The sequence below is a fragment of the Bacillus sp. YP1 genome, from assembly GCF_000877815.1.
Lineage (GTDB): Bacteria > Bacillota > Bacilli > Bacillales > Bacillaceae > Bacillus > Bacillus subtilis.
Map to the genome: position 1 here is coordinate 3,676,728 of NZ_CP010014.1, position 24,551 is coordinate 3,701,278.

Here is a 24,551-nt window from a genome sequence, read left to right on the forward strand (position 1 = left end):
TTATTGTCAATTGAAGCGCATGAGTTTTCAAAAATTTGTCAGAGACTCTCTCCGTTTGTGGCGATAACCTGCTGATACCAGTTGAAGCTTTTTTTCTTGATGCGGTTAAATGTTCCATTTCCTTCATTGTCCCTGTCCACATAAATGAAACCGTAGCGTTTTTTCATTTCCGCAGTAGATGCGCTGACAAGGTCAATTGGCCCCCATGATGTGTATCCGATTAATTCAACACCGTCCGCAATGGCTTCGCGCGTTTCAATTAAATGATCACGCAGATAGTTGATTCTGTAATCGTCCTGAATCGTGCCGTCCTCTTCAACCTTGTCTACAGCGCCAAGGCCGTTTTCAACGATGAACAGCGGCTTCTGATAACGGTCGTATAAGGTGTTGAGCGTGATGCGCAAGCCTTTCGGATCAATTTGCCAGCCCCATTCTGATGATTTGAGGTAAGGGTTTTTGACTCCGCCCAGCAGGTTGCCCCCTGATTTTGCAAGCTCTTCCGGATCTGTGCTCGCCGCCATCGACATGTAGTAGCTGAATCCAATATAATCCACAGTATGTTCTTTCATGAGCTCTTCATCGCCTTCAGCCATTTCAATTTCAATATTGTTTTCTGCCAGATAGCGTTTCATATATCCCGGGTATGCGCCTCTTGCCTGAACATCTGAGAAGAAAAGTGTTTTGCGCTCATTCTCCATTGCCGCGAAGACATCCTCCGGCTTAGAAGTCATCGGATAGGTTGTCGTTGCCGCTATCATACAGCCGATTTTCGAATCAGGAATGATGTCGTGACCCGCTTTGACAGCAAGAGCACTGGCCACAAATTGGTGGTGTGCCGCCTGGTACATCGCGTTTAATTTGTTTTCTCCTTCTTCAAAGACAAGACCGCCTCCGGTAAACGGCGCATGGAGCACCACGTTAATTTCATTGAACGTCATCCAATACTTCACTTTGTGTTGATAGCGTTTAAAAACCGTTTTGGCATAGCGTTCATAAAACTCTATGACTTTGCGATTCTTCCAGCCGCCATAATTTTTCACTAAACCGAGCGGCATTTCATAATGAGAGATGGTTACGACAGGCTCAATATGATGCTTTAACAGCTCATCAAACAGATCATCATAAAATCTGAGACCGTCTTCATTGGGCTCCTCTTCATCGCCATTCGGAAAAATTCTCGTCCACGCAATCGATGTGCGGAACGCCTTAAATCCCATTTCTGCAAATAAGGCGATATCCTCTTTATAACGATGATAAAAGTCAATCCCGTTGTGATACAGATTCAAGGAAGTCATTGATTCATCAAATGGAGACATGATCCCGTTCGGCGATACGTCAGCTGTCGAAAGCCCCTTACCACCCTCGTTATAAGCACCCTCCACTTGGTTGGCAGCAACTGCGCCGCCCCATAAAAATCCTTCTGGAAATCGTTTTGCATTTGAACTCATATTGATCACCCCATCAGTTTTTTAAGATAAAGCAAGCAGCGCTTCTTTTGGCTGCACTTTACCGATCTCTTTCACCGGCGAAAACGAATATTGGTCTGTGTTGGTCACAATCACCGGGGTAATGACGTCATATCCCGCGGCTTTGATTTGCTCCAGATCAAAGGACACGAGCGGATCTCCCGGTGCGACCTTGTCGCCTTCTTTGACGTGAGCCGTGAACCATTGTCCCTCCAGCTTTACCGTGTCCAATCCAATGTGTATGAGTATTTCAGCTCCCTGATCACTCGTAATGCCAATTGCGTGTTTTGTTTTAAAAACGGTGGTAACGCTTCCACGAACAGGCGACACAACTTCTCCTTCTTCAGGCTCAATGGCAAATCCTTTTCCCATGATCCCGGCAGAAAACACTCCATCTTTGACTTCACTTAAGGCTTTCACTTCTCCCTTAATCGGGCTGTGAATGATCTCTCTGCTGCCCTCATGCACTGCCGGCTGCTGGCTGCCGTCAGAAGGCACATCCTCGAATCCAAGCAAATACGCAGCTGCTGTTCCCGCCGCAAACGCAATCACAAGGCCGATCATCGCGTAAATAAACGTTGGGCCGATAAAGACAGGGATGCTCGGGAGACCTGCATTCCCCCCGACGATATAGGAAGCAACACCCGTCATGCCGTAAAACGCGCCACCGGCTGCACCGCCAATCAAAGCGGCCGCAAACGGCTTTTTCAATCGCATATTCACGCCGTACATCGCAGGTTCTGTAATCCCCATCAGCGCCGTGATGCTTGTGGTAAGCGCAAGTGATTTAAATTTTTTGTTTCTGGAGCGAAGGAAGACGGCAAATGATGCTCCCGCCTGCCCCATATTCGCCAAAAACATAGCCGGCAGTAAATAATCGTGGCCGTTTTGAGCGATATTGTTGATCATGATCGGCACAAAGGCATAGTGCATGCCCGTCATAATGATTAAAGAGAATGTACCCGCCAGCAAAATCATTGCCACAAGCCCTGCATGATCAAACAAATAATTGACCCCAGAAGACAAGTATTCTCCTAAAATAGCGCCAAGCGGACCGACTGTAATCAATGTCAGCGGCACGACAATCAATAGCGTGAATGTCGGAACCACAATCAATTTGAGAGACGCGTGTGTAAAACGGTCAATCCATTTTTCTACGTACGAAGCAATCCAAATCGCCAGCAAAATCGGGATGACCGTTGACGAATAAGTGGCAGCGGTTACAGGAAGCCCGATAAAGGAAATCGGTTTCCCCGCACCGAGCAGGGCTGTCAAATCCGGATGCAGAATCGCCGCCGCAATGGCTGCCGCTACGTACGGATTGCTTCCGAATTTTCTCGCCGCACTCATCGCTAGCAGGAGCGGCAGGAAGTAGAACGCGCCGTCACCGACAGCCGTTAAAATGACATGAACCTGGCTCTTCTCCGCCATCCAGCCAAACGTAACTGCCAGCGCAACAAGCCCTTTGATCATCCCCGCTCCCGCAATCGCAGGCAAAATCGGGGTAAACACACCAGAAATCACATCAAAGACCGCACTCAGCACATTCTTTTTCTGAGAGGATGAACCAGCGCTCTTTTCATCACTGAGATTGCTGTGCCGCACAATCGCCTGATACACCTTCGGCACATCGTTTCCGATAATGATTTGAAACTGCTCGCCGCTGATATTGGTGCCCATCACTCCAGGCAGCTGCTCCAGCTGACTGCGATCCGCCTTCGCGTTGTCATGAAGATTAAAACGCAGCCTCGTCATGCAGTGGATCACGCGCTGAACGTTTTCTTCACCGCCTACGAGTTGTAATATGTCCTTCGATAATTTATCATAATCCATGTGTATACCTCCTTTTTATGGGGGGACTGCTGGATGAAAGGTGGCCGCCTTTCACCAGCTTTTTTTGTATCAAATGCCGCATCACCTCCTAAAAGAGAATAAAAAAAACCTAAATGACACAGATTGCGAGAGTCTCCTCCTGCACCTGCACCATTTAGGTTTTGCCTGCTTTCACAGTAACAATCCTGACGGGTCGTTTTATTTGTTTGTAGGTATACTTTAGCACTAGATTTGCGGGATGTCAACGCTTTCATTTTTGGTGTTGACTAAGGTGATTGCTCAATAAGGACTATTTTTTATAACGGTAAGCCATTTTGTATATTTTGTTTTATTTTTCCGAAAATACTATCAAATATATCAGCTGACTTAATATAAAAGTAAAAAACCTTGAAAGGCATTAGCCCATCAAGGTATATGTTTTATTTTTGACTATCCCTTTTCCATATACTTTCTCCGTCAGTTAAAAAAACTGCACTTGGCGGATCATCATAAAGTGAAATTTCAACTAATGAACCTTTCTTTTGTATTAACCAATTATATAAACTACTTTCTTCACTAGTAGGATGAGCTAAAATATCATTTACTTGAAATGTAACTGCATAATATTCGATAAAATTCACATCATCGTCATCCAACCCATTGTCTGTTTCAAAGAGTGTGTCTGGTTCACCAATAATCTTTAATCCACTATCCCACTCTATTATCAAGTCACTATCTTTATACTCTTTTAACGCTTTTATTAAAGGATCATATTCCATGTATATCCTCCTCTTATTACTTCTTTAATGGTTCTGAAGGCACTATATGCGCTCCGTCTTTTCCGTAATGAATCATTCCTCTAGTAGTTTCAATGTATTCACCAGTATCACGATCATAGTATTTTCCAATTGGTTTACCAAAGTCTACTCTTTCTTTTTTACCGTTTGGTAGTAGTTGACCTTTTCCTGCAAACTTATCAAGCAATTCCTGTGCTGTTTTATTATCACCATAGAAAATACTCTTGTTTTTACCATTTGCTATTTCTTGTTTGTAATTTGGCGCATTAGGAATATGTTTCTCTTGAGCACCTGGCTTTACTTTAACTGGGAATCCATGTACTTCTCTGTAAGGTCCTTTAGGTACTGACTTCTTTCCATAAGAAGGTACACCATTACCCGTATCCTTAGCAACGTTTTTAACTTCCGCAGCCTTCTTAGCCTTTTTCCCATCATTAATAAGTTTATTAATATCTATTAACTTTTCTAACTTAGCTATTTTGGCAAATGGTACTGAGTTTATGGAGGCAACAACACGGTCTTTCCCAGTGACTTTTTCGCCTGATACCGGATCTCTGCCCGTGGCTGCTTTAAATAGATCATACACGCCGGTAAGTTCTACAGCTGTCTCTAAAATTTTCACATATCCATTCTCATCCACTTTAATGTCCGAAAGCGAGACGACAGGTTCAAGCTTCATGTCATTACCAGATATGTATACATTGTAAAGTGTATCATTATAAACGACTTGCTTAACCTCTGCATTTGAGAAATCAGTTTTTATATGTTCTCTATGTTCACTCGTATTATACACTTTACCATTGATAACGATGATATTTTTACTTACCTTTTTAGAATCACCCGTTTTGACAACTGAATCCACTTTAGACTTTTCATTCTCGGCTAATTTCTTCAACATCATCTCCATCGGAGAATCATCCGCCTGCTGCTTCATTTGCGGATTAATCGCGCCGAAGGTTTGGTTGATGTTTTCTTCTTCCTGTGATTTCAGGATAGAGCCGCTTTTGTAGCCTGTGATTTCAATTTTCGGACCGGTATACATGGTTTCGAGCTGGTCTATATATTTTTTCATCGTTTGAAAATCTGATTTTGCGGTTTCTAGTGCTTGAGTTTGCTGGCCGTCAAATTGAAAGAGCTTATTCAGGGTGTCTGAAATCAGTCGCTCAGCCTGTTCTGTTTTATAAAAAAACTCCAAAGACACTTCTTTGGAGGGGAAAAATTTATTTTCTATTGAGCATTTTATTTGTTACTATATAACCTAACACTAAACAAAAAATTATCATAATTAATCCAATTGCATACATTATTAATTTCTCTTTAATTGAAAATCCCTCTATTAATAAAATAGCAAGAGTCCATGTAAAAAGTAAAAATAGGGAGAAAAAAAACATGATTTTTTTTCTGAATTTCTTCCAGAATTCCTCCATCTATTTTTCCTCCTCTATAATTTCATTTAACTTATCTCTTAACAATTGGTCTTCATTATCAGTATATCCCTCATAAATTACCTTTTCTATCATTTCTTCATCAAAGAACACATTGAAGTTTTCACTAATGTTCCCTTCTGGATATGGGACTGCGACATAATCAAATTCCTTTCCACTGGAAGACTGTATCTGATGTCTACCGAAAACCATTACAAGTTTTTTCATATTTTTTAACTTTACTATAGTTCCTATTGGAAACCAATTTCTAATCCGACTCATTTCTATATACTCCTAAGGATTATTTTTTTTTAACTTTTTAAGCAGTATTTTTTTTCTAAAGATATAAATTCCTAATGGAAACAAAAAGAAAAATACACCATATGTAAAACCGGCAATAACATATAACTCTATATCGTTAACTTGATTTGTATTTGCTAACCAAATTGTCATTATGGTAAGAAATATACCAGCTATAGGGAAAACAATCTGCATTATCAATAATGCTTCATTTATTTTTCTTAATAAAAAGTCTTCATTCATCTTCCTTATCCTCATCCTCTATACCTGCCTTAAATGAAATTCCAACTCCATCAGCTATATAAACTTCAAAACCCTCGTTAGCCGAAGCGCCTAATCCTAAACTTCCTATAGAAAACCCTACACCGATGTACGGATTTTTATTTTCTATTCCAAACCATTCTTCTAAAGGCTCATAACCAAACCAATTTAGAGGGGACGCAGTTACTCCTACTTCAGATACGCTAGCCGATCCTCCTAGACCTCCTCCGGTATTCGAAACATTCGCCTCTACCCCTGCATGAAGTAATTTAAATTCAAGAGCAAGTGGCGATTTTTCATGGTTAATCACTGCATTAATACCATTAAGTTCAGCAGAACCGCCAATCATATCACCAGATAATAAAGTATTAAAAACATTAGAAAATCTCGGAATCGAAAATTCTGCACTTCCTCCCAAAGCAGTAAAATAAGTTTCTGATTTCTTAATTTTTTTAACTTTTTCTTTTTTGTTTTTATCCTTTATAGCCTTATTCGTATCAAAAAGGCTCATATCAATTTTTGTATTAACTAATTGTTCATCACTAATTTCAAAAAGTCCTGAAACATTTCCTGTTCCATAGAAACCAAGGATTCCGTTTCTTTCTTCTTTAATTTTAACACGATAGTCCATAAATTTTTTATATAAATCAAGGATATTTTCATCCCTGTTCCCAGCTATACCTTGGATTTCAGGACTGTTTATCGTTTCGTTATAATCACCTATGTCTCTTTTTGCAGTAAAAATTGTTGTTTGAATGTTGTTTGTGTTGCCTTTGTCTTTTTTTATATGACTAGCTTTGTTGCTAATTTTATCTTTTAGCTTCTCAATCATCATCTCCATCGGTGAATCATCCGACTGCTTCATTTGCGGGTTAATGGCGCCGAAGGTTTGGTTGATGTTTTCTTCCTCCTGCGATTTCAAGATGGAGCCGCTTTTGTAGCCTGTGATTTCAATTTTCGGACCGGTGTACATGGTTTCAAGCTGGTCTATATATTTTTTCATCGTTTGAAAATCTGATTTTGCGGTTTCTAGTGCTTGGGTTTGCTGGCCGTCAAATTGAAAGAGCTTATTCAGGGTGTCCGAAATCAGTCGCTCAGCCTGTTCTGTTTCCATCCGAAAAAAGGAATCATTGACTGTCGGCAGGCTGACGATGTGATCCATGGCTGATGTCTGGCGATTCACTGCGTCTGTGAGCTGTTCTGTCACTTCTCGTGCATGCTTGACCCCGTGTCTTGCATCGTGTGAGAGAAAAGCCTCTGCAATCATGCCATGGGAGTCAGATTCTACAGAGGAAATCGCATGCTGTGTTTGTTTCAGCACTTTTTTGTATTCGTCGATAAACATGCCAAAGAAAAGGAGAAAAGGCTTGTGGCACTCCTCGTAAAAGGTCCGGATGGCATCTCCGCCTTTTCCTTTCAGCGCATCCTTCATGCCTGCCAGATGCTCAACGCTTTTTTCCAGCTTCTCCAGCTGTTGCTTTTGCTTGTCCAGTTTCTCAATCGTATGCTGAATGCCCTCGTGAAGAGCGTGGACATCTAATGTTTTCAATCCCTTGTCCTCCCGCGCTTTATTTCATGGAAGATGATATGTTTTCGTCCGTTTCCTTCATGGCGTTTACCGCGCTTTCCGTTTGTGCGATATGCTTGGCCAAAACAGACGCATATGCTTCAGTGAGCTCTTTGATGTCCTTATTTAATTGCTCGATGGACTTCACAACATTCAAATGGTTTCTGCCTGAGAGATGGCCGGGCAAGGAGGACTTGAGTTCAGCTGAATTCTTGAGCTGAGAAAGCCCTTGCTTCACTGTGCCATACACCATTTTAATTTCCTGTGCCATTTGTGCTCACCTCACTTTTTATGTTTTTCCTTCTCTATTTCATGCTCTATCCTCGTAATTTGGCGTCTTATGGAATAGACATCGCCCTCTAATGAGTGGATTTTTCCTTCTATGCTTTCGATGATTCCGCTGACTTGATCGCTTTTGATTTGCTGATATGCTTTGTTCATTCCTTCACGAATATCTTCAAACCGCTGAGCATGTGTTCCTCTCCATGCCTCCCGGTTAAGATGAGGTCGGTGAATGAGATGCTGGGCCTCGGAGAATTCGTGTTTGATTTGCCTGATTTCGTGCAGCACTCGTTTTAATTGATGGATCTGTTCCTGCTTTTCATGTAAGTCGGCTTTTACCGAATGTAACAACATTTCACTATGCATGCCGCAACACCTCGTGTTTCTATCAAACTGTGTAAATTCTTTACAATACAGACTATTTTCATATTACATGATGGGTCATATTGGATAAATAGGTAAAAAGGATTGTCTTGAGGAACTTTATCCCGGTTCTAAATAGCTAAAAATTCAATTTCATAACTTTGTATGAGGGAGAATCATCATGATGGGGACTTTTCGTTTAGGTCTTGAACCCCGCTATCACTTCTGTTTTTTCTCTCGCTCAACCATTTCTTATAGTCAATAAAGCTCATAAAAAAGCGCCTTCTCTAGAAGGCGCCTTCTCCATCTTATTTAGATCCCCATACAGCCTCACCGCTGCCATTCAACACACTAAACGTCATGACGTTCTTCTCTCTCATCGAATCCCACTGGCGTAAAAATACCCCGTTATACTTCTTGCCTGCTAACGTGATATCGGCGGTATTTTTTCCGGTTTTCTTCCATGTTCCGGTCATTTCCCCGGAAATGGTGTGGTTTTTGTTGAGCTGGATGTTGATGGTTTGTTTGATGTCGGCTGAGATGTCTTTTCCGTGCTGGATAAGTTTGTATGTTCCTGTGATGTCTTTTTGTTTTACTTCTTTCAATGTTTCGCCCGCATAACGATATGGCGCTGCTACCGGCCAGCCGTCTTTGTTCATGAACAATTGGTGGACTCTGACTTCGTGTTCTTCACCCCTGCCCGGGAAGCGGGTGTGGAAGATTAAATAGGAACGCCCGGTTTTTTCGTCATAATATGCGGAGTTGTGGCCTGGTGAGACGTACCCGGTGCCTTTTTCATTTTCTGTTTCAAAAGTGTAACTGCCCATGAGTTTGACGCCGTATGGTTCGATGGAACGGTCGTCGAAGAATGTGCCTTCTTTGCCGCGGACATCAAGCATTGGATTGCCGTCTGCATCATAATAAGGGCCGTCTGGTTTCTTGGAGCGGGCCACACGGATGTTATAGCCGCCTGTTGCATCAAGACCGCCATATGATAGGTATAAGTAGTAGTATTGGGTGTCTGGATTGTAGAGAACATACGGGCCTTCGATTCTGCTATGGTTGCCGCCAAGCAGTTTTTTCCCGTATCCCTGTCCAGGAAGCGGGAAGCCCGTTTTCGGATTCATTTCAAGTATGAAAATGCCGCCTGAGTATGATCCATACACCATCCACAGCTTGCCGTCTTTATCAAAGAAGGTATGCGGGTCGACGACATTCGGATGTTTTGTTGCGTCATACGGTGTTCCATCGTTGCTTGTGCCTTCCATTCCTGATTTCAAAAAGATGCCTTTGTTTTTGTATGGCCCTTCGATGTTGTCAGCGACGGCAACCCCCATGGCGGACCTAGGCGAGTCGCCGCGGCAGGCGTTGTAGTACATGTAGTATTTGCCGTCCGCCAGCTGCGTGACGTCAGCCGCCCAAAGAGTATCGGATTGCGCCCATTCGAAGGTTTCTTTTAATTCTTTATAGACATTCGGGATAAGTGGGTTGTCGTTGCTTACGCTGTTGGTCAGCTGCTGCCATTGCATGAGGTCATTTGTTTTTGCTGAAGCGAGATGAGATCCAAAAACATAAAAGGTGCCATTTGTTTCAATGATGGAAGGATCATGAACGCTGACTTCTTTAAATACGGGTTTTTGAGCATTGGCGGAGTTTGGCAGGGTGAAGGCCATGATAAGAGCTGCAAGAAAACATACATGAAACAATCGGTTGAACATCTAAACAATTCGCCTCTCTTTTTTATTAAATTTTTAAGCGCTTACATTTCTCTATGAAGAAACACCGGCCTATTAAAACAGCCGAATGTTTTCATATTCAAACAGATAGGTGATTTCTCACTGTTCTCTTACATTGTCAGACTGATGTCTGTTTGGCACAGAACTGCTGCTTGCATACTCTCTATTCATAGTTCAACCCTTTTGCCGTTTCTCCTTCTTCAATTACTTCTGTTTCTTCATTTGCGTACGTAATGAACGCTTTGTCCGGTCTTGTAAAGTCGTCGACTTTTCTCCGGCAACTTCGCCTCTTTTTGGCATTTTACCTCTCATTGTCAGCAATATAACAGCGGCCGCTTGCACTTCTGTCTGGGTATTCGTGTGCAATGTGCTGCTTTCTGCGTCGCGCTATTACAATAGCAATCTAACTTGTTAAAGACTGTAAAAAACCTTTTGACTTCTGCTGCTGAACCAATTAATATAATACTCAGTTAATAGTTATCAGAATTTTTAGGAATTGAGTGATTCATATGACACTGCATAAAGAGCGTCGGATCGGCCGGCTGTCTGTTCTCCTGCTGCTGAATGAGGCGGAAGAGAGTACGCAGGTTGAGGAGCTGGAGCGAGACGGATGGAAGGTCTGTCTTGGCAAGGTAGGATCAATGGACGCGCATAAAGTAGTAGCCGCAATTGAAACCGCTTCCAAAAAGAGCGGTGTCATTCAATCTGAGGGTTATCGGGAGTCACATGCGCTTTATCATGCGACGATGGAGGCTTTGCATGGCGTGACCAGAGGTGAAATGCTGCTAGGATCGCTGCTTCGGACGGTGGGCTTGAGGTTTGCCGTTTTGAGGGGAAATCCTTATGAAAGTGAAGCAGAAGGCGATTGGATTGCTGTCTCACTTTACGGAACAATCGGGGCGCCGATTAAAGGTCTTGAGCACGAGACATTCGGTGTTGGAATTAATCACATATGAAACAGCCCATAGATCTTAGACGATAGGGGGCTATGCGTGAAAATAGATGTTCACAGCATAGCTCCTTTTTGTATGGGCGCTTTACCAAAGTAAAGAAAAAGGAGTTGGGCTTATGGTGACTTTAGACGGTTCTTCATTGACAACAGCCGACGTCGCTCGTGTGCTGTTTGATTTTGAGGAGGCAGCGGCTTCCGAGGAAAGTATGGAGCGCGTGAAAAAAAGCAGAGCAGCAGTGGAACGGATTGTACGCGACGAAAAGACAATCTACGGCATCAACACCGGATTTGGCAAATTCAGCGATGTCCTGATTCAAAAAGAAGACTCGGCGGCGCTGCAGCTGAATTTAATCCTTTCTCATGCCTGCGGAGTCGGCGACCCTTTTCCTGAGTGTGTTTCCAGGGCCATGCTGCTTTTGCGCGCCAATGCGCTGTTAAAAGGCTTTTCCGGTGTCCGCGCTGAGCTGATCGAACAGTTGCTTGCTTTTTTAAATAAACGCGTCCATCCTGTCATCCCTCAGCAGGGATCACTTGGCGCAAGCGGAGATCTGGCGCCGCTTTCCCACCTGGCGCTTGCGCTGATCGGGCAAGGAGAAGTCTTTTTTGAGGGGGAAAGAATGCCGGCAATGACAGGCTTGAAAAAAGCAGGTATTCAACCGGTAACGCTGACATCCAAGGAAGGGCTTGCCTTGATTAACGGGACTCAGGCCATGACTGCAATGGGGGTGGTCGCCTACATCGAAGCTGAGAAACTAGCCTATCAAACAGAGCGAATTGCCAGCTTAACGATTGAAGGCTTGCGGGGAATTATCGATGCATTTGACGAGGATATTCACTTAGCCCGCGGCTATCAGGAGCAGATTGATGTCGCAGAACGAATTCGCTTCTATCTTTCTGACAGCGGCCTGACAACCTCCCAGGGAGAACTGCGGGTCCAAGATGCCTATTCATTGCGCTGTATTCCGCAAGTACACGGTGCGACTTGGCAGACACTAGGCTATGTCAAAGAAAAATTAGAGATTGAAATGAACGCAGCTACAGACAATCCTCTCATTTTCAATGACGGTGACAAAGTGATTTCCGGCGGAAACTTTCACGGACAGCCGATCGCCTTTGCCATGGATTTTCTGAAAATCGCAATATCAGAGCTTGCGAATGTCGCAGAGCGCCGGATCGAACGACTTGTGAATCCGCAGCTGAATGACCTGCCGCCGTTCCTGAGCCCTCATCCCGGTCTGCAATCCGGTGCAATGATCATGCAGTACGCCGCGGCCTCACTCGTTTCTGAAAATAAAACACTGGCCCATCCGGCAAGTGTGGATTCCATTCCGTCATCCGCCAACCAAGAGGACCATGTCAGCATGGGAACCATCGCCGCTCGGCATGCTTATCAGGTGATCGCAAATACAAGGAGAGTCATTGCGATCGAAGCCATTTGCGCATTGCAGGCTGTTGAATACAGAGGCATAGAACATGCTGCGTCCTATACGAAACAGCTTTTTCAAGAAATGAGAAAAGTCGTGCCGTCCATTCAGCAGGATCGTGTTTTTTCCTATGACATTGAACGCTTGACTGACTGGCTGAAGAAGGAATCTTTAATACCTGACCATCAGAATAAAGAACTAAGGGGGATGAACATATGACTGATGTAAAAAAATCAATCCGTGCCAACAGAGGAACAGAGCTTGAATGCTTAGGGTGGGAGCAAGAGGCAGTGCTTCGGATGCTTCGAAACAACCTTGATCCAGAAGTCGCCGAGAAGCCGGAAGACCTCATCGTATATGGCGGGATCGGCAAAGCCGCACGGGATTGGGACGCTTTTCACGCCATTGAGCATTCCTTGAAAACATTAAAAAATGATGAAACATTGCTCGTGCAATCCGGAAAGCCCGTTGGCATGTTCCGTACACACCCGCAGGCCCCTCGCGTGCTCCTAGCAAATTCTGTTCTTGTTCCGAAGTGGGCAGACTGGGAGCATTTCCACGAACTTGAGAAAAAAGGGTTAATGATGTACGGACAGATGACGGCTGGCAGCTGGATTTACATTGGCTCACAAGGCATATTGCAAGGAACCTATGAAACCTTCGCTGAGCTGGCGCGACAGCACTTCGGGGGCAGCTTAAAAGGAACGTTGACGCTGACAGCGGGTCTCGGCGGAATGGGAGGCGCCCAGCCGCTGTCAGTCACGATGAATGAAGGCGTCGTGATTGCCGTCGAGGTTGACGAGAAACGCATCGACAAGCGGATCGAAACAAAATACTGCGATCGAAAAACAGCATCGATTGAGGAAGCCTTAGTTTGGGCTGATGAGGCAAAGCTGGCAGGAAAACCTTTGTCCATTGCACTTCTCGGAAACGCAGCTGAGGTGCATCACACACTTTTGAACCGAGGCGTCAAAATTGATATTGTGACAGATCAGACATCTGCCCATGACCCTTTAATCGGTTATGTTCCCGAGGGCTATTCCCTTGATGAAGCTGACCGTTTGCGTCAAGACACTCCAGAGCTTTACGTGCGCCTTGCGAAGCAAAGCATGAAAAAACATGTCGAAGCCATGCTGGCCTTTCAGCAAAAGGGCTCTATTGTATTTGACTACGGCAACAATATCCGGCAAGTCGCAAAGGATGAAGGGCTGGAGAATGCCTTCGATTTTCCGGGGTTTGTCCCTGCCTACATCCGCCCCTTATTCTGTGAAGGAAAAGGGCCGTTCCGCTGGGCGGCGCTTTCCGGAGATCCGGCAGATATTTACCGTACGGATGCGTTATTAAAAGAGCTGTTCCCGACAAATAAAGCCCTTCACCGCTGGATTGATATGGCACAGGAAAAAGTCACCTTCCAAGGCTTGCCGTCCCGTATCTGCTGGCTTGGATATGGAGAACGAAAAAAGATGGGCCTCGCCATTAACGAGCTGGTTAGAACCGGGGAGCTAAAAGCGCCTGTCGTTATTGGGAGAGATCATTTGGACTGCGGGTCTGTCGCCTCTCCAAACCGGGAAACAGAAGCGATGAAGGATGGAAGTGACGCTGTCGGTGATTGGGCTGTGCTAAATGCGCTTGTCAACACGGCGGCGGGTGCAAGCTGGGTTTCCTTCCACCATGGCGGCGGCGTCGGAATGGGCTATTCCCTTCATGCCGGCATGGTTGCAGTGGCCGATGGAAGTGAGCTGGCTGACGAGCGGCTCGCGCGGGTCTTAACGAGCGACCCAGGAATGGGCATTATCCGTCATGCGGATGCGGGTTATGAACGTGCCGTTGAAGTAGCGAAGGAACAGGACATTATCGTGCCGATGCAAAAATAAAGGAGTGATGACATGCCAAAGCAAATTGATACGATTCTCATCAACATCGGTCAGCTTTTGACGATGGAAAGCAGCGGTCCGCGGGCAGGCAAAAGCATGCAGGATCTTCATGTGATCGAAGACGCTGTTGTCGGCATCCATGAACAGAAAATTGTGTTCGCCGGACAAAAAGGGGCTGAAGCCGGTTACGAGGCAGACGAAATCATTGACTGTTCGGGACGCCTTGTAACGCCTGGCCTCGTTGATCCGCACACCCATCTTGTATTTGGCGGATCTCGTGAAAAGGAGATGAACCTTAAGCTTCAGGGCATTTCATATTTGGATATTCTGGCGCAGGGCGGCGGGATTCTGTCTACAGTCAAGGATACCAGGGCGGCTTCAGAAGAAGAGCTGCTGCAAAAAGCCCATTTTCATCTGCAAAGAATGCTGTCCTACGGCACAACCACAGCAGAAGTGAAAAGCGGCTACGGCTTGGAAAAAGAGACAGAGCTCAAACAGTTGCGTGTCGCAAAGAAACTGCATGAAAGCCAGCCTGTTGACCTTGTTTCCACATTTATGGGAGCCCATGCGATTCCTCCTGAATATCAAAACGATCCAGATGAATTTCTGGATCAAATGCTTTCCCTTTTGCCGGAAATCAAAGAGCAGGAGCTCGCCAGCTTTGCTGATATTTTTACAGAAACAGGCGTTTTTACAGTCAGCCAATCCCGCCGTTATTTACAAAAAACAGCTGAGGCAGGCTTCGGATTAAAAATACACGCAGATGAAATCGATCCGCTTGGAGGTGCTGAATTAGCAGGTGAGCTAAAGGCCGTCTCAGCCGACCATTTGGTAGGTGCATCGGACGAAGGCATAAAGAAATTGGCTGAGGCAGGAACGCTCGCCGTCCTCTTGCCGGGCACGACATTTTATCTTGGCAAAAGCACATACGCCAGGGCAAGAGCTATGATTGATGAAGGTGTATGTGTCAGCTTGGCAACGGATTTTAATCCTGGCAGCTCGCCGACTGAAAATATCCAGCTGATCATGTCGATTGCCGCGCTTCATCTGAAAATGACTGCAGAAGAAATATGGCATGCGGTCACAGTCAATGCCGCATATGCCATAGGGAAAGGTGAAGAAGCCGGTCAGCTCAAAGCTGGCCGCTCAGCTGATCTAGTCATTTGGCAAGCCTCGAACTATATGTATATTCCGTATCACTACGGGGTCAATCATGTACATCAAGTCATGAAAAATGGAACAATTGTTGTCAACAGGGAGGGAGCCATTCTTGGATAAGTACCCTTTTCTCAGAGAGGCCGGATCTTCGTTTAAAGACCGGGATGTCACAAAAATGAGCGACCTGATCGCAACATGGGACGGTCAGGACATTAAGGGACCGGCGTTGATAGGTGTCCCCCTATCAAAATCCTCCATCAGTCATTCAGGCGCTTCCTTTGCACCCGGAACAATACGCCAGGCTCTGAAACATTCATCAGCCTATTCTGCTGAGCTTGGAGAGCACGTCGTATCAGAGCTTCTATATGATCTGGGGGATATCGATATTCATGTCACTGATATCGTAAAGTCACATCATCACATTTTCCAAACCATGCACGCTCTGCTTTCGGATCATCCGGATTGGGTGCCGCTCATACTTGGGGGAGATAACTCGATCAGCTACTCCACAATAAAAGCGATAGCACAAACAAAAGGAACGACAGCGGTGATTCAATTTGATGCCCATCACGATGTTCGCAATACGGAGGACGGGGGGCCGACAAACGGCACCCCCTTCCGCCGCCTTTTGGATGAAGAGATTATTAAAGGTCAACATTTGATCCAGCTGGGTATCAGAGAATTCAGCAACAGCCAGGCCTATGAAGCATATGCAAAAAAACATAGCGTGAACATTCACACGATGGACATGATCCGGGAAAAAGGACTAATCCCAATGATAAAAGAGATTTTGCCTGTTGTTCAAGATAGTACAGATTTCATTTTTATATCTGTTGACATGGATGTCTTAGACCAGTCCCATGCACCCGGCTGTCCAGCGATTGGCCCGGGCGGCCTCTATACAGACGAATTGCTTGAAGCAGTCAAGTACATCGCACAACAGCCCAATATTGCCGGGATTGAAATTGTTGAAGTCGATCCTACCCTCGATTTTCGAGATATGACAAGCAGAGCTGCAGCTCATGTTCTGTTACACGCATTAAAAGGAATGAAACTCTCCCCATTCAAGTGATCTTCTGGCAGGTTGTATTTTGGGTATAGGAAACTCATCTGCCTAATGAATGGCAGTTAAAAGGAGGGCGAGACAGTGAATCTTCAGGAGAACAGCAGCCAACAGCTAAAACGCACAATGAAAAGCAGGCACCTATTTATGATCTCATTGGGAGGCGTCATAGGCACAGGACTTTTCCTCAGTACGGGCTATACGCTACATCAAGCCGGACCCGGCGGTACGATACTCGCTTATGTAATCGGCGGGTTGATGATGTACCTCGTCATGCAATGTCTCGGCGAATTGTCGGTTGCCATGCCGGTGACCGGCTCTTTTCAAAAATATGCTACAACATTTATCGGTCCATCTACCGGTTTTATGGTCGGCATCATGTACTGGATCAATTGGGTGGTGACGGTAGGCTCTGAGTTTACCGCATCCGGTATTCTCATGCAACGCTGGTTCCCTGACAGCAGTGTATGGATGTGGAGTGCGATTTTTGCAGCCCTTCTTTTTATATGCAACGCATTTTCAGTTAAGTTATTTGCAGAGACTGAATTTTGGTTTTCCAGCGTAAAGATTGTCACCATTATTTTATTTATCATTTTAGGAGGAGCCGCCATGTTTGGCCTGATCTCTTTAAACGGAACGGCGGATGCTCCTATGTTGTCAAACTTCACGGACCATGGCGGGCTGTTTCCGAATGGCTTTCTTGCCGTTTTTATCGCGATGATATCTGTGAGCTTCGCCTTTTCCGGTACAGAGTTAATCGGCGTTACAGCAGGAGAATCAGCAAATCCTCAAAAGGATATACCGCGATCCATCCGTAATGTCGCATGGAGAACCGTGATTTTTTTCATTGGCGCTGTCTTCATATTATCCGGATTAATTTCGTGGAAGGACGCAGGCGTGATTGAAAGCCCGTTTGTCGCCGTATTTGCGGAGATCGGAATCCCTTACGCTGCTGATATTATGAATTTCGTGATATTAACAGCCTTGCTGTCTGTCGCCAACTCAGGCTTATATGCTTCGACCCGTATGATGTGGTCGTTAGCAAATGAAAACATGATCAGCTCCCGTTTTAAGAAAGTGACCTCTAAAGGCATTCCTTTAAATGCCTTAATGATCAGTATGGCTGTATCTTGTTTATCTCTCGTTTCCAGTATCGTGGCCCCTGGAACTGTCTATGTGGTGATGGTCGCAATTGCTGGATTTGCAGGAGTCGTGGTCTGGATGAGCATTGCCTTGTCCCAACTCTTGTTTCGAAAGAGATTTTTGAAAAAAGGGGGGAATGTAAAAGATCTGACATTTCGCACGCCGCTTTATCCTCTTATGCCTATAGCCGCTCTCTTATTATGTTCTGCTTCTTGTATCGGTCTTGCTTTTGATCCCAATCAAAGAATCGCACTTTTCTGCGGAGTTCCTTGTATCATCCTTTGCTATCTCATCTACCATTTCAAAAGAAATGTTACAAAAGCGAAAAAAATCAGCCAAGAGGAATATCCAGCCGATCACATCCTATAATTAAAAAAGCACACCCCGCTCAGGATGGGATGTGCTTTATTTTTATTCAGTAATCAACGTATGAATCAGCTTCGGCGCCTTCGCTTCCGCGGCGATGCGGATGTTGTCATAGACTTTTGCGATGACTTCATCGACGTTTTCTCGGTTAGCGTAAAGCGTTACGAGCGGTTCCCCTTTTTCTACTTTGTCGCCGACCTTTTTGCGGAGCATGATGCCGACGGCTAAATCGATTTCGTCTTCTTTTGTGGCGCGGCCGGCACCTAACAGCATCGCCGCGACGCCGATTTCGTCCGCAACGATTTCAGAGACGACACCCGCTTCTTTGGCAGGCACATCAATTTGATATGCGGCTTGCGGAAGCTTAGACGGATCGTCAACAATTGAGCTGTCGCCGCCTTGGTTTTTCAGGAAATCCTTGAATTTCTCAAGCGCTTTTCCGTTTTTCATGACTTCTTCCAGCTTCGCTCTTGCTTCGTCCAATGTATCGGCTTTTTTCGCAAGCACAACCATCTGGCTGCCGAGCGTTAAGACAAGCTCATGAAGATCCTCAGGTCCCTCGCCTTTGAGTGTGTCGATCGCTTCTTTGACTTCAAGCGCATTTCCGATCGCAAAGCCGAGCGGCTGGGACATGTCTGAAATGACAGCCATTGTTTGACGGCCGACGTTATTTCCGATCCGTACCATCGCTTTGGCAAGTTCAGCTGCGTCTTCTTCTGTTTTCATGAAGGCGCCCGCACCCGTTTTTACGTCAAGCACGATGGCGTCCGCCCCGGCAGCGATTTTTTTGCTCATAATCGAGCTTGCAATGAGCGGAATGGAATTGACCGTTCCCGTTACATCACGAAGCGCGTACAGTTTTTTATCAGCCGGCGTTAAATTGCCGCTTTGGCCGATGACCGCAACCTTGTCGCGGTTCACAAGTTTAATAAATTCATCCTTCGTCAGTTCCACGTGGAAGCCATCGATTGCCTCTAACTTATCAATCGTGCCGCCCGTATGGCCGAGGCCGCGGCCGGACATCTTAGCAACTGGCACATCAAGAGCCGCAACAAGCGGAGCGAGAACGAGCGTTGTCGTGTCGCCGACGCCGCCGGTGGAGTGTTTATCCACTTTAATTCCTTCAATGGCAGAAAGATCAATCGTTTCACCGGAGTTCACCATAGCCATCGTCAAGTCCGCGCGTTCACGGTCACTCATATCCTGGAAGAAAATCGCCATAGCAAGCGCGCTTGCCTGATAATCAGGAATGCTTCCGTCTGTATAGCCGTTCACGAAAAATTGAATTTCTTCAGTGGTGAGTTCTTTTCCGTTTTGTTTTTTGATGATGATATCTACCATTCTCATGTTTGGTCACCGATCCTTTTCGATTAAGTTCAGTAAATCAAGCCCACAATTGCTGCTGATAAAAAGCTGACAAGCGTAGCACCGTATAATAATTTCAAGCCGAAACGAGCGACAACATTTCCTTGCTTTTCATTCAGTCCTTTTACGGCACCGGCAATGATTCCGATTGAGGAGAAGTTCGCAAATGACACAAGGAATACCGATACGATCGCTGTTGTACGGCCGCTGAAATGGAAACCGTTTTGCGTAAGCGACGTCATGGCGACAAATTCATTCGATACCATTTTTGTTGCCATAATGCTTCCCGCATTAACAGCTTCATTCCATGGGATACCCACAAGAAAAGCGAATGGAGCAAACACATATCCAAGAATGCCTTGGAACGAAATACCGAATACTGCATTAAAAATGCCATTGATCAAGGCGATAATCGCGACAAATCCAATCAGCATCGCAGCGACGACAACCGCCACTTTGAAACCGTCAAGGATGTATTCTCCGAGCACTTCGAAGAAGGATTGTTTTTCCTCTTCCTCAACACGAAGCATATCCTCTTCTTTTGCAACCTCGTACGGATTAATAATAGAAGCAATTATGAAACCGCCAAATAAGTTCAAGACCAGTGCTGTTACAACATATTCCGGTTTCAGCATTGTCATATACGCGCCGACAATCGACATTGACACAGTTGACATCGCAGATGCGCAAAGCGTGTACAAGCGCTGCTGATTTAAAAGACCGAGTTCTTTCTTCAAGGAGATAAATACTTCTGACTGCCCTAAAATCGCAGAAGCCACTGCGTTATACGATTCCAATCTTCCCATACCGTTTACCTTGCTGAGGGCAAGGCCAATATATCTAATAATAAACGGGAGGACTTTCCACTTTTGCAGAATCCCGATCAGAGCGGATATAAACACGATTGGCAAGAGAACATTCATAAAGAATGTCGTTTGGTCCGCATTCACCAAGCCGCCAAACACAAAGTTAATTCCCTCTGCCGCGTATTCAAGCAGGTAACCGAATCCTTTTGCAAATCCTCCCACGAGGAAATTCCCTATTCCGGTATTGAGGAGAATGTAGCCAAGAATAAATTGCAAAATGAGCATAACAACAATTGGGCGGATCTTAATTCTTTTTTTGCCGCTGCTCGCGATCCACGCGAGGCCTAAAAACACGAGTAAACCGATAATCCCAATCAAATACTTCATATGTGTTTCTCCTTTATTTGTATTCGCTTACAATTACTGTTTCCTCAGAAAACGGAAAGCAGTCTGCCTTCCGTCAGCTCTTAATAGTTGTCTCCGCCTGATGCATTTTCTCCTTTTACGATAGAAACGCCTGCGCTGGCGCCAATTCGGCTTGCTCCGGCCTCTACCATTGTGTCTACATCTTCTTTCGTTCTGACGCCGCCAGATGCTTTCACGCCGATATCAGGTCCTACTGTTTTGCGCATTAAGGCGATATCTTCCTTCGTTGCGCCGCCTGTAGAAAAGCCTGTTGATGTTTTTACGAAATCCGCTCCCGCAGACACCGCTAAACGGCATGCACGTTCTTTTTCTTCATCAGTCAGAAGGCACGTTTCGATAATGACTTTGACAAGCGCTTTTCCGGCTGCAGCTTCCACTACACCGCGGATATCAGCTTCCACCACATCGTCTTCCTTGTCTTTTAAAGCGGCAATATTAATGACCATATCCACTTCAGTGGCGCCTTTTGAAATGGCGTCTTTTGTCTCGAACGCTTTTGTTTCAGTTGTATTGGCACCGAGCGGGAAGCCGATGACCGTACAAACGTCGACTCCAGTTCCCTTAAGCTCTTTTGCAGCAAGCTCCACCCATGTCGGATTGACACATACTGAAGCAAATTTGTATGTTTTCGCTTCTTCAATTAGTTTTAGAATGTCCGCTTTTTGTGTATGCGGTTTCAAAGCTGTATGATCAATTATGTTGGCTAATGACATCCTTCGCACACTTCCTTTTTTGTTAAGATATTTTTTAGCATAACCGACTTTTGAACATATGTAAATTGGTAATTGAAATTTTGTTCAATGAAAGGTTTGAACGTGTCACAAATCATTAACAAGCGCCCTCGCGGTATGCTGGTCAATGATTAAAACGTTGGCATATTTTCCGGTTAATGCTCCGTGAATGGAAGATACTTTTCTGCTTCCGCCGGCAACTAAAATGGAGCGTTCCTTCAGTCTAAGGTCTTGAAGCTCAACACCGATGGTCCGGTCATTGATGGCGCTGCTGCAAATATTCCCTTTCGCATCAAAAAAGCGTGAACAAATATCCCCCACGGCCTGTTTTTTCAGCAGGGCTTTCTCTTCTTCGTTAAAATATCCGAGTCGGAACAACAGCGCTTCATCACGGACAGTCCCCACCGTGAAGAGAGCGATATTCGCCTGCTTTCCCATCTCGATGATCCGCTCAATATGACGGTCTTTCTCCACCATTCGCTTCACATCCGCATTATCAAACACGACGGGAAGCGGGAGATAGCGCGGCATCGTTTGAAAAGCCTCTGCAAACAGCTGAATCGTTTCAGCCGAATACGTGTTTACCCGGGAATGGCTGATGCCGCCTTTTAGCTGGACGACCTCGACGCCTTTTACCTGCTTCGGCTGCATGTTTTGCGCGATTTGATACATGGTGGTTCCCCAGCTGACGCCGACAATGTCGCCGTCTTTTACCGTTTCATGCATATATTCTGCACCATAGCGGCTTAGGTCATGTGTAATTCCTGCATAATCGGGTGTCGGGGAAAACACAACATGCGCCTCAAGGAGCCCGTATTTCTCTTCAAGTATGGAACCGAGCGCATCCAAATCCTCAAATGGGTCCATGACGCGAATCTGGACATACCCTTTTTCTTTCGCATATTGCAGCAGCCGGGAAACGGTTGGCCTTGAAATGTTGAGCTGCTCAGCAATTTGCTGCTGACTGTAGTCAGACTGATAGTAAAGCCTTGCCGCTTCTATGCTTAATTGTTGTTTTTCCCGATCCATTCTGCACCTCCCTGTGGATCAGTCCTGATAAAACTGCTTTTGATTTGCTTTTATTATACAGGCTGGCGCCGGCTTTCATCCACCTGATTTCTAAGAAACTGAAAAACGCTCTGGGCGCAACCTGCCCAGAGCTTATTTCTCCCAGGTCATATGCTGATAAATGCCTTTCATAATGGCGTACATTCCATATAGGATCAGGCCTAATGCCAATATAGACAGAATCAATTTGCCATGCGGCTGCTGCGCGAGTTCGGCGAGCGCACCGTCAAAGCCTCTTGTGTCGTCGGGATCAGCGGTCATGGCTGTCTTGATGAGAAAATAGCCGATGGCTGAGAAAATAATGGAGCGGGCGATATTGCCTGCGCGCCCGGTGTTTTTCGTGATGCATATCATCTGTTTGTTCATTTTTGATGTATCGAATTCTTTCATAAAAGCAGCCCGAACGCCTTTCATAAATTGAACAATCGCAAATACGATAAAACCCGCACCCGTAAGCCCTGTGAGCCATTGGCCGAATGGCTGCGCCAATACATAAGCGGACCACGTCTGTTCTGAAGTGCCGCCGTCCCCTTGGCCAAACACAAATCGCAAGGCATTCCAAGCGATGGATGTGTAAACGGCGGCACTGAAAAAGTTTCCTATTCTCCGTGACAGGCCTCGCCTGCTGTTTCCGTGCCCCTCTGTGTCCTTGATCGCGCTTAACACCATCCAGATCACATAGCCGATAAGGCCGATGCCTATTAAAAAAAGCAATAGTGACCCATACGGCATGCGTGATAGCGTTTGGAGCGCTCCGCTCGAATCTTTGGCGCGGCCTGCCCCGGCAGCCGTCATAAAAGCCAAAACCCCAAGCAGAATAAAAACGCCGCCGAATGCAAAATAACCAAGCCTCCCGAATCGTTTGATCCAAGGCTTGGTTTCCTGTTTTATTTTTGACATGTACCGGTCTTTCACCGCCATGTGTCCAACCCTCTTTCACAGAAATCTTTACTGTAACATTCCCGATTGGACAAAGTTGAAACAGCTTCTGCCTCAGCTATGGCTGGCTGAGATACGTTTTTGCTGTTTAGCTGATTGTGCAGGTGTCATCCAAGCAGCCGCTGCGGCAGCTGTGACTCCGCCTGCTAATTTCCCAATGATCATGGCCGCCGCCATTTCTTTTTTCATTCCAGCTACAAAACCGAGATGGCTGCCGAGTACAAAGGCGCCGCTGACCGCAAACGCGACATTGATGACCTTTCCTCTCGGCGTCATATTCTTTAATGAAGCCAGCATCGGGATATGATGCGCCAAAGAGGTCACTAATCCTGCTGTTGCTGTCTCATCTAAATGAAGGTGTTTCCCCAGGGCCTGAAGCGGTTTTTTAAAGGTTTTTGTAATAAAAGCCGTCATTGGAAACGCCCCTGCCAAGGCAATGGCGATGGTCCCTGTCGTTTGTATCCCTGTCTCGACATTCTCCATTCCCGGAATCAGCACAATGCCGGTCATCGTTTCAACTGAAACAGCTGCAAGCCCGATAATCGCAACCACACTGACCGCTTTCCCGAAGAGATGAAACAACTGAATCATTCTGTCGGTGTATCGCCATAACCCAAAAGCGATCACAGCAGATAACAGACTCGGGATCAGAAGATTTTTACCTATCATGCCGATGTCAAAGCCTGCGCATAATCCGCCGATTAAGCAACCGATCGGCACTGTGCACAGCCCGATTAATATGCCTTTCGCAAAATACGGATGATCCTCTTTTTCGATGATGCCAAGAGCGACGGGAATCGTGAAGACGATTGCCGGTCCCATCATTGTTCCTAAAAACACCCATGAAAACAGCCCGGCCTGCGGATCTTTCGCCATTTCTCCAGCCAGCGCATATCCTCCCATATCAATCGCCAAAATGGTGTTCGCAAAGGAAGAAGGGTCCGCGCCAATCGCCGTGTAAAACGGAGCAACAATGGGAATCAGGATTGCTGCCAGCACGGGCGCCAGCGACACAATTCCGATCATGGACAGCGCCAGCGGCCCCATAGCCTTAAAGCCGTCCGCAAACCGCTCGCCTAGCCCCCATCTGTTTCCCAAACAATAATCCGCCGCTCCCCATAGTAAAAAGGCAGCCAAAATGAATACAACCGCGTCATTCACCGTCATGGTTTTCTCCTTTTTCAAACGTATGATTGGTTTTATCATATCATCTGAAATCACCGAATAG

At 45.6% G+C, this 24,551-nt stretch carries 22 protein-coding genes and 2 pseudogenes; 6 read left to right on the forward strand and 18 right to left on the reverse strand.

The window, feature by feature from the left end; all coding sequences use genetic code 11:
* Positions 1 to 38: 38 nt before the first annotated feature.
* The 12 genes and pseudogenes from bglH to QF06_RS22200 all read right to left on the reverse strand — a co-directional run bounded on the left by bglH (position 39) and on the right by QF06_RS22200 (position 10,374).
* The gene (bglH, locus tag QF06_RS21945; RefSeq protein WP_041850333.1) at positions 39 to 1,448 is read right to left on the reverse strand and encodes an aryl-phospho-beta-d-glucosidase; all 1,410 of its coding nucleotides are present in this window, start codon (positions 1,446 to 1,448) and stop codon (positions 39 to 41) included.
* Positions 1,449 to 1,469: 21 nt separating this feature from the next.
* Positions 1,470 to 3,299, reverse strand: coding sequence for a PTS beta-glucoside transporter subunit IIABC (gene bglP, locus QF06_RS21950; RefSeq protein WP_041850332.1), 1,830 nt, complete (start codon positions 3,297 to 3,299; stop codon positions 1,470 to 1,472).
* Positions 3,300 to 3,718: 419 nt separating this feature from the next.
* Positions 3,719 to 4,057: a hypothetical protein gene (locus tag QF06_RS18090; RefSeq protein ID WP_015250873.1), complete on the reverse strand. Its 339-nt coding sequence runs from the start codon at positions 4,055 to 4,057 to the stop codon at positions 3,719 to 3,721.
* Positions 4,058 to 4,073: 16 nt separating this feature from the next.
* Positions 4,074 to 5,264: pseudogene (locus QF06_RS18095) on the reverse strand (polymorphic toxin type 50 domain-containing protein); the annotation flags it as partial.
* Between the two features lie 31 nt (positions 5,265 to 5,295).
* Positions 5,296 to 5,502: a hypothetical protein gene (locus QF06_RS18100; protein ID WP_041850331.1), complete on the reverse strand. Its 207-nt coding sequence runs from the start codon at positions 5,500 to 5,502 to the stop codon at positions 5,296 to 5,298.
* Positions 5,503 to 5,781, reverse strand: coding sequence for a DUF4176 domain-containing protein (locus QF06_RS18105; protein WP_041850330.1), 279 nt, complete (start codon positions 5,779 to 5,781; stop codon positions 5,503 to 5,505). It abuts the gene before it with no gap.
* Positions 5,782 to 5,793: 12 nt separating this feature from the next.
* Positions 5,794 to 6,042, reverse strand: a complete 249-nt coding sequence (locus QF06_RS18110) for a hypothetical protein (RefSeq protein ID WP_041850329.1) — start codon at positions 6,040 to 6,042, stop codon at positions 5,794 to 5,796.
* A gap of 834 nt (positions 6,043 to 6,876) precedes the next feature.
* Positions 6,877 to 7,609 (reverse strand): annotated as a pseudogene (locus tag QF06_RS18115) (ribonuclease YeeF family protein); the annotation flags it as partial.
* 19 nt (positions 7,610 to 7,628) lie between these two features.
* On the reverse strand, positions 7,629 to 7,898 hold the full coding sequence (locus tag QF06_RS18120) for a YwqI/YxiC family protein (RefSeq protein WP_003218942.1): 270 nt from the start codon (positions 7,896 to 7,898) through the stop codon (positions 7,629 to 7,631).
* A gap of 11 nt (positions 7,899 to 7,909) precedes the next feature.
* Positions 7,910 to 8,275, reverse strand: a complete 366-nt coding sequence (locus QF06_RS18125; protein WP_003218945.1) for a YwqH-like family protein — start codon at positions 8,273 to 8,275, stop codon at positions 7,910 to 7,912.
* 305 nt (positions 8,276 to 8,580) lie between these two features.
* The gene (gene abnB, locus QF06_RS18130) at positions 8,581 to 9,990 is read right to left on the reverse strand and encodes an arabinan endo-1,5-alpha-L-arabinosidase AbnB (protein ID WP_041850328.1); all 1,410 of its coding nucleotides are present in this window, start codon (positions 9,988 to 9,990) and stop codon (positions 8,581 to 8,583) included.
* A 222-nt stretch (positions 9,991 to 10,212) separates the two neighbouring features.
* Positions 10,213 to 10,374, reverse strand: coding sequence for a hypothetical protein (locus QF06_RS22200; RefSeq protein ID WP_021481008.1), 162 nt, complete (start codon positions 10,372 to 10,374; stop codon positions 10,213 to 10,215).
* A 143-nt stretch (positions 10,375 to 10,517) separates the two neighbouring features.
* On the opposite strand from QF06_RS22200, the gene hutP reads away from it, so the two are divergent.
* From hutP to QF06_RS18160, 6 genes are all read left to right on the forward strand, one after another.
* Positions 10,518 to 10,964 (forward strand): histidine utilization transcription antiterminator HutP, encoded by a 447-nt coding sequence (hutP, locus tag QF06_RS18135; RefSeq protein ID WP_003243875.1) that lies wholly within the window; start codon positions 10,518 to 10,520, stop codon positions 10,962 to 10,964.
* 112 nt (positions 10,965 to 11,076) lie between these two features.
* Complete coding sequence (gene hutH, locus QF06_RS18140; protein WP_041850327.1) at positions 11,077 to 12,603, forward strand: histidine ammonia-lyase; 1,527 nt, start codon at positions 11,077 to 11,079, stop codon at positions 12,601 to 12,603.
* Complete coding sequence (gene hutU / locus QF06_RS18145) at positions 12,600 to 14,258, forward strand: urocanate hydratase (RefSeq protein ID WP_041850326.1); 1,659 nt, start codon at positions 12,600 to 12,602, stop codon at positions 14,256 to 14,258. The genes hutH and hutU overlap by 4 nt, the downstream gene beginning before the upstream one ends.
* 12 nt (positions 14,259 to 14,270) lie before the next feature.
* Positions 14,271 to 15,536, forward strand: a complete 1,266-nt coding sequence (gene hutI, locus QF06_RS18150; protein ID WP_041850325.1) for an imidazolonepropionase — start codon at positions 14,271 to 14,273, stop codon at positions 15,534 to 15,536.
* A complete protein-coding gene (gene hutG, locus QF06_RS18155; RefSeq protein WP_043940237.1) occupies positions 15,529 to 16,488 on the forward strand; it encodes a formimidoylglutamase in 960 nt (319 codons plus the stop codon). The genes hutI and hutG overlap by 8 nt, the downstream gene beginning before the upstream one ends.
* Before the next feature lie 75 nt (positions 16,489 to 16,563).
* On the forward strand, positions 16,564 to 17,991 hold the full coding sequence (locus QF06_RS18160; RefSeq protein WP_032725050.1) for an amino acid permease: 1,428 nt from the start codon (positions 16,564 to 16,566) through the stop codon (positions 17,989 to 17,991).
* 42 nt (positions 17,992 to 18,033) lie between these two features.
* Here the strand turns inward: QF06_RS18160 and QF06_RS18165 are convergent, their stop codons facing one another.
* The 6 genes from QF06_RS18165 to eutH all read right to left on the reverse strand — a co-directional run bounded on the left by QF06_RS18165 (position 18,034) and on the right by eutH (position 24,490).
* Complete coding sequence (locus QF06_RS18165; RefSeq protein ID WP_003227132.1) at positions 18,034 to 19,335, reverse strand: pyrimidine-nucleoside phosphorylase; 1,302 nt, start codon at positions 19,333 to 19,335, stop codon at positions 18,034 to 18,036.
* Positions 19,336 to 19,364: 29 nt separating this feature from the next.
* Positions 19,365 to 20,546, reverse strand: a complete 1,182-nt coding sequence (nupC, locus tag QF06_RS18170; RefSeq protein ID WP_003227130.1) for a nucleoside permease NupC — start codon at positions 20,544 to 20,546, stop codon at positions 19,365 to 19,367.
* Between the two features lie 80 nt (positions 20,547 to 20,626).
* Entirely contained in the window at positions 20,627 to 21,298 is a 672-nt protein-coding gene (deoC, locus tag QF06_RS18175; RefSeq protein WP_003227127.1) for a deoxyribose-phosphate aldolase, read from the reverse strand.
* 105 nt (positions 21,299 to 21,403) lie between these two features.
* A complete protein-coding gene (deoR, locus tag QF06_RS18180; protein WP_003227124.1) occupies positions 21,404 to 22,345 on the reverse strand; it encodes a DNA-binding transcriptional repressor DeoR in 942 nt (313 codons plus the stop codon).
* Between the two features lie 132 nt (positions 22,346 to 22,477).
* A complete protein-coding gene (locus tag QF06_RS18185) occupies positions 22,478 to 23,305 on the reverse strand; it encodes a DUF1206 domain-containing protein (RefSeq protein WP_041850322.1) in 828 nt (275 codons plus the stop codon).
* Between the two features lie 72 nt (positions 23,306 to 23,377).
* Positions 23,378 to 24,490, reverse strand: coding sequence for an ethanolamine utilization protein EutH (eutH, locus tag QF06_RS18190; RefSeq protein WP_029318596.1), 1,113 nt, complete (start codon positions 24,488 to 24,490; stop codon positions 23,378 to 23,380).
* Positions 24,491 to 24,551 lie beyond the last annotated feature (61 nt).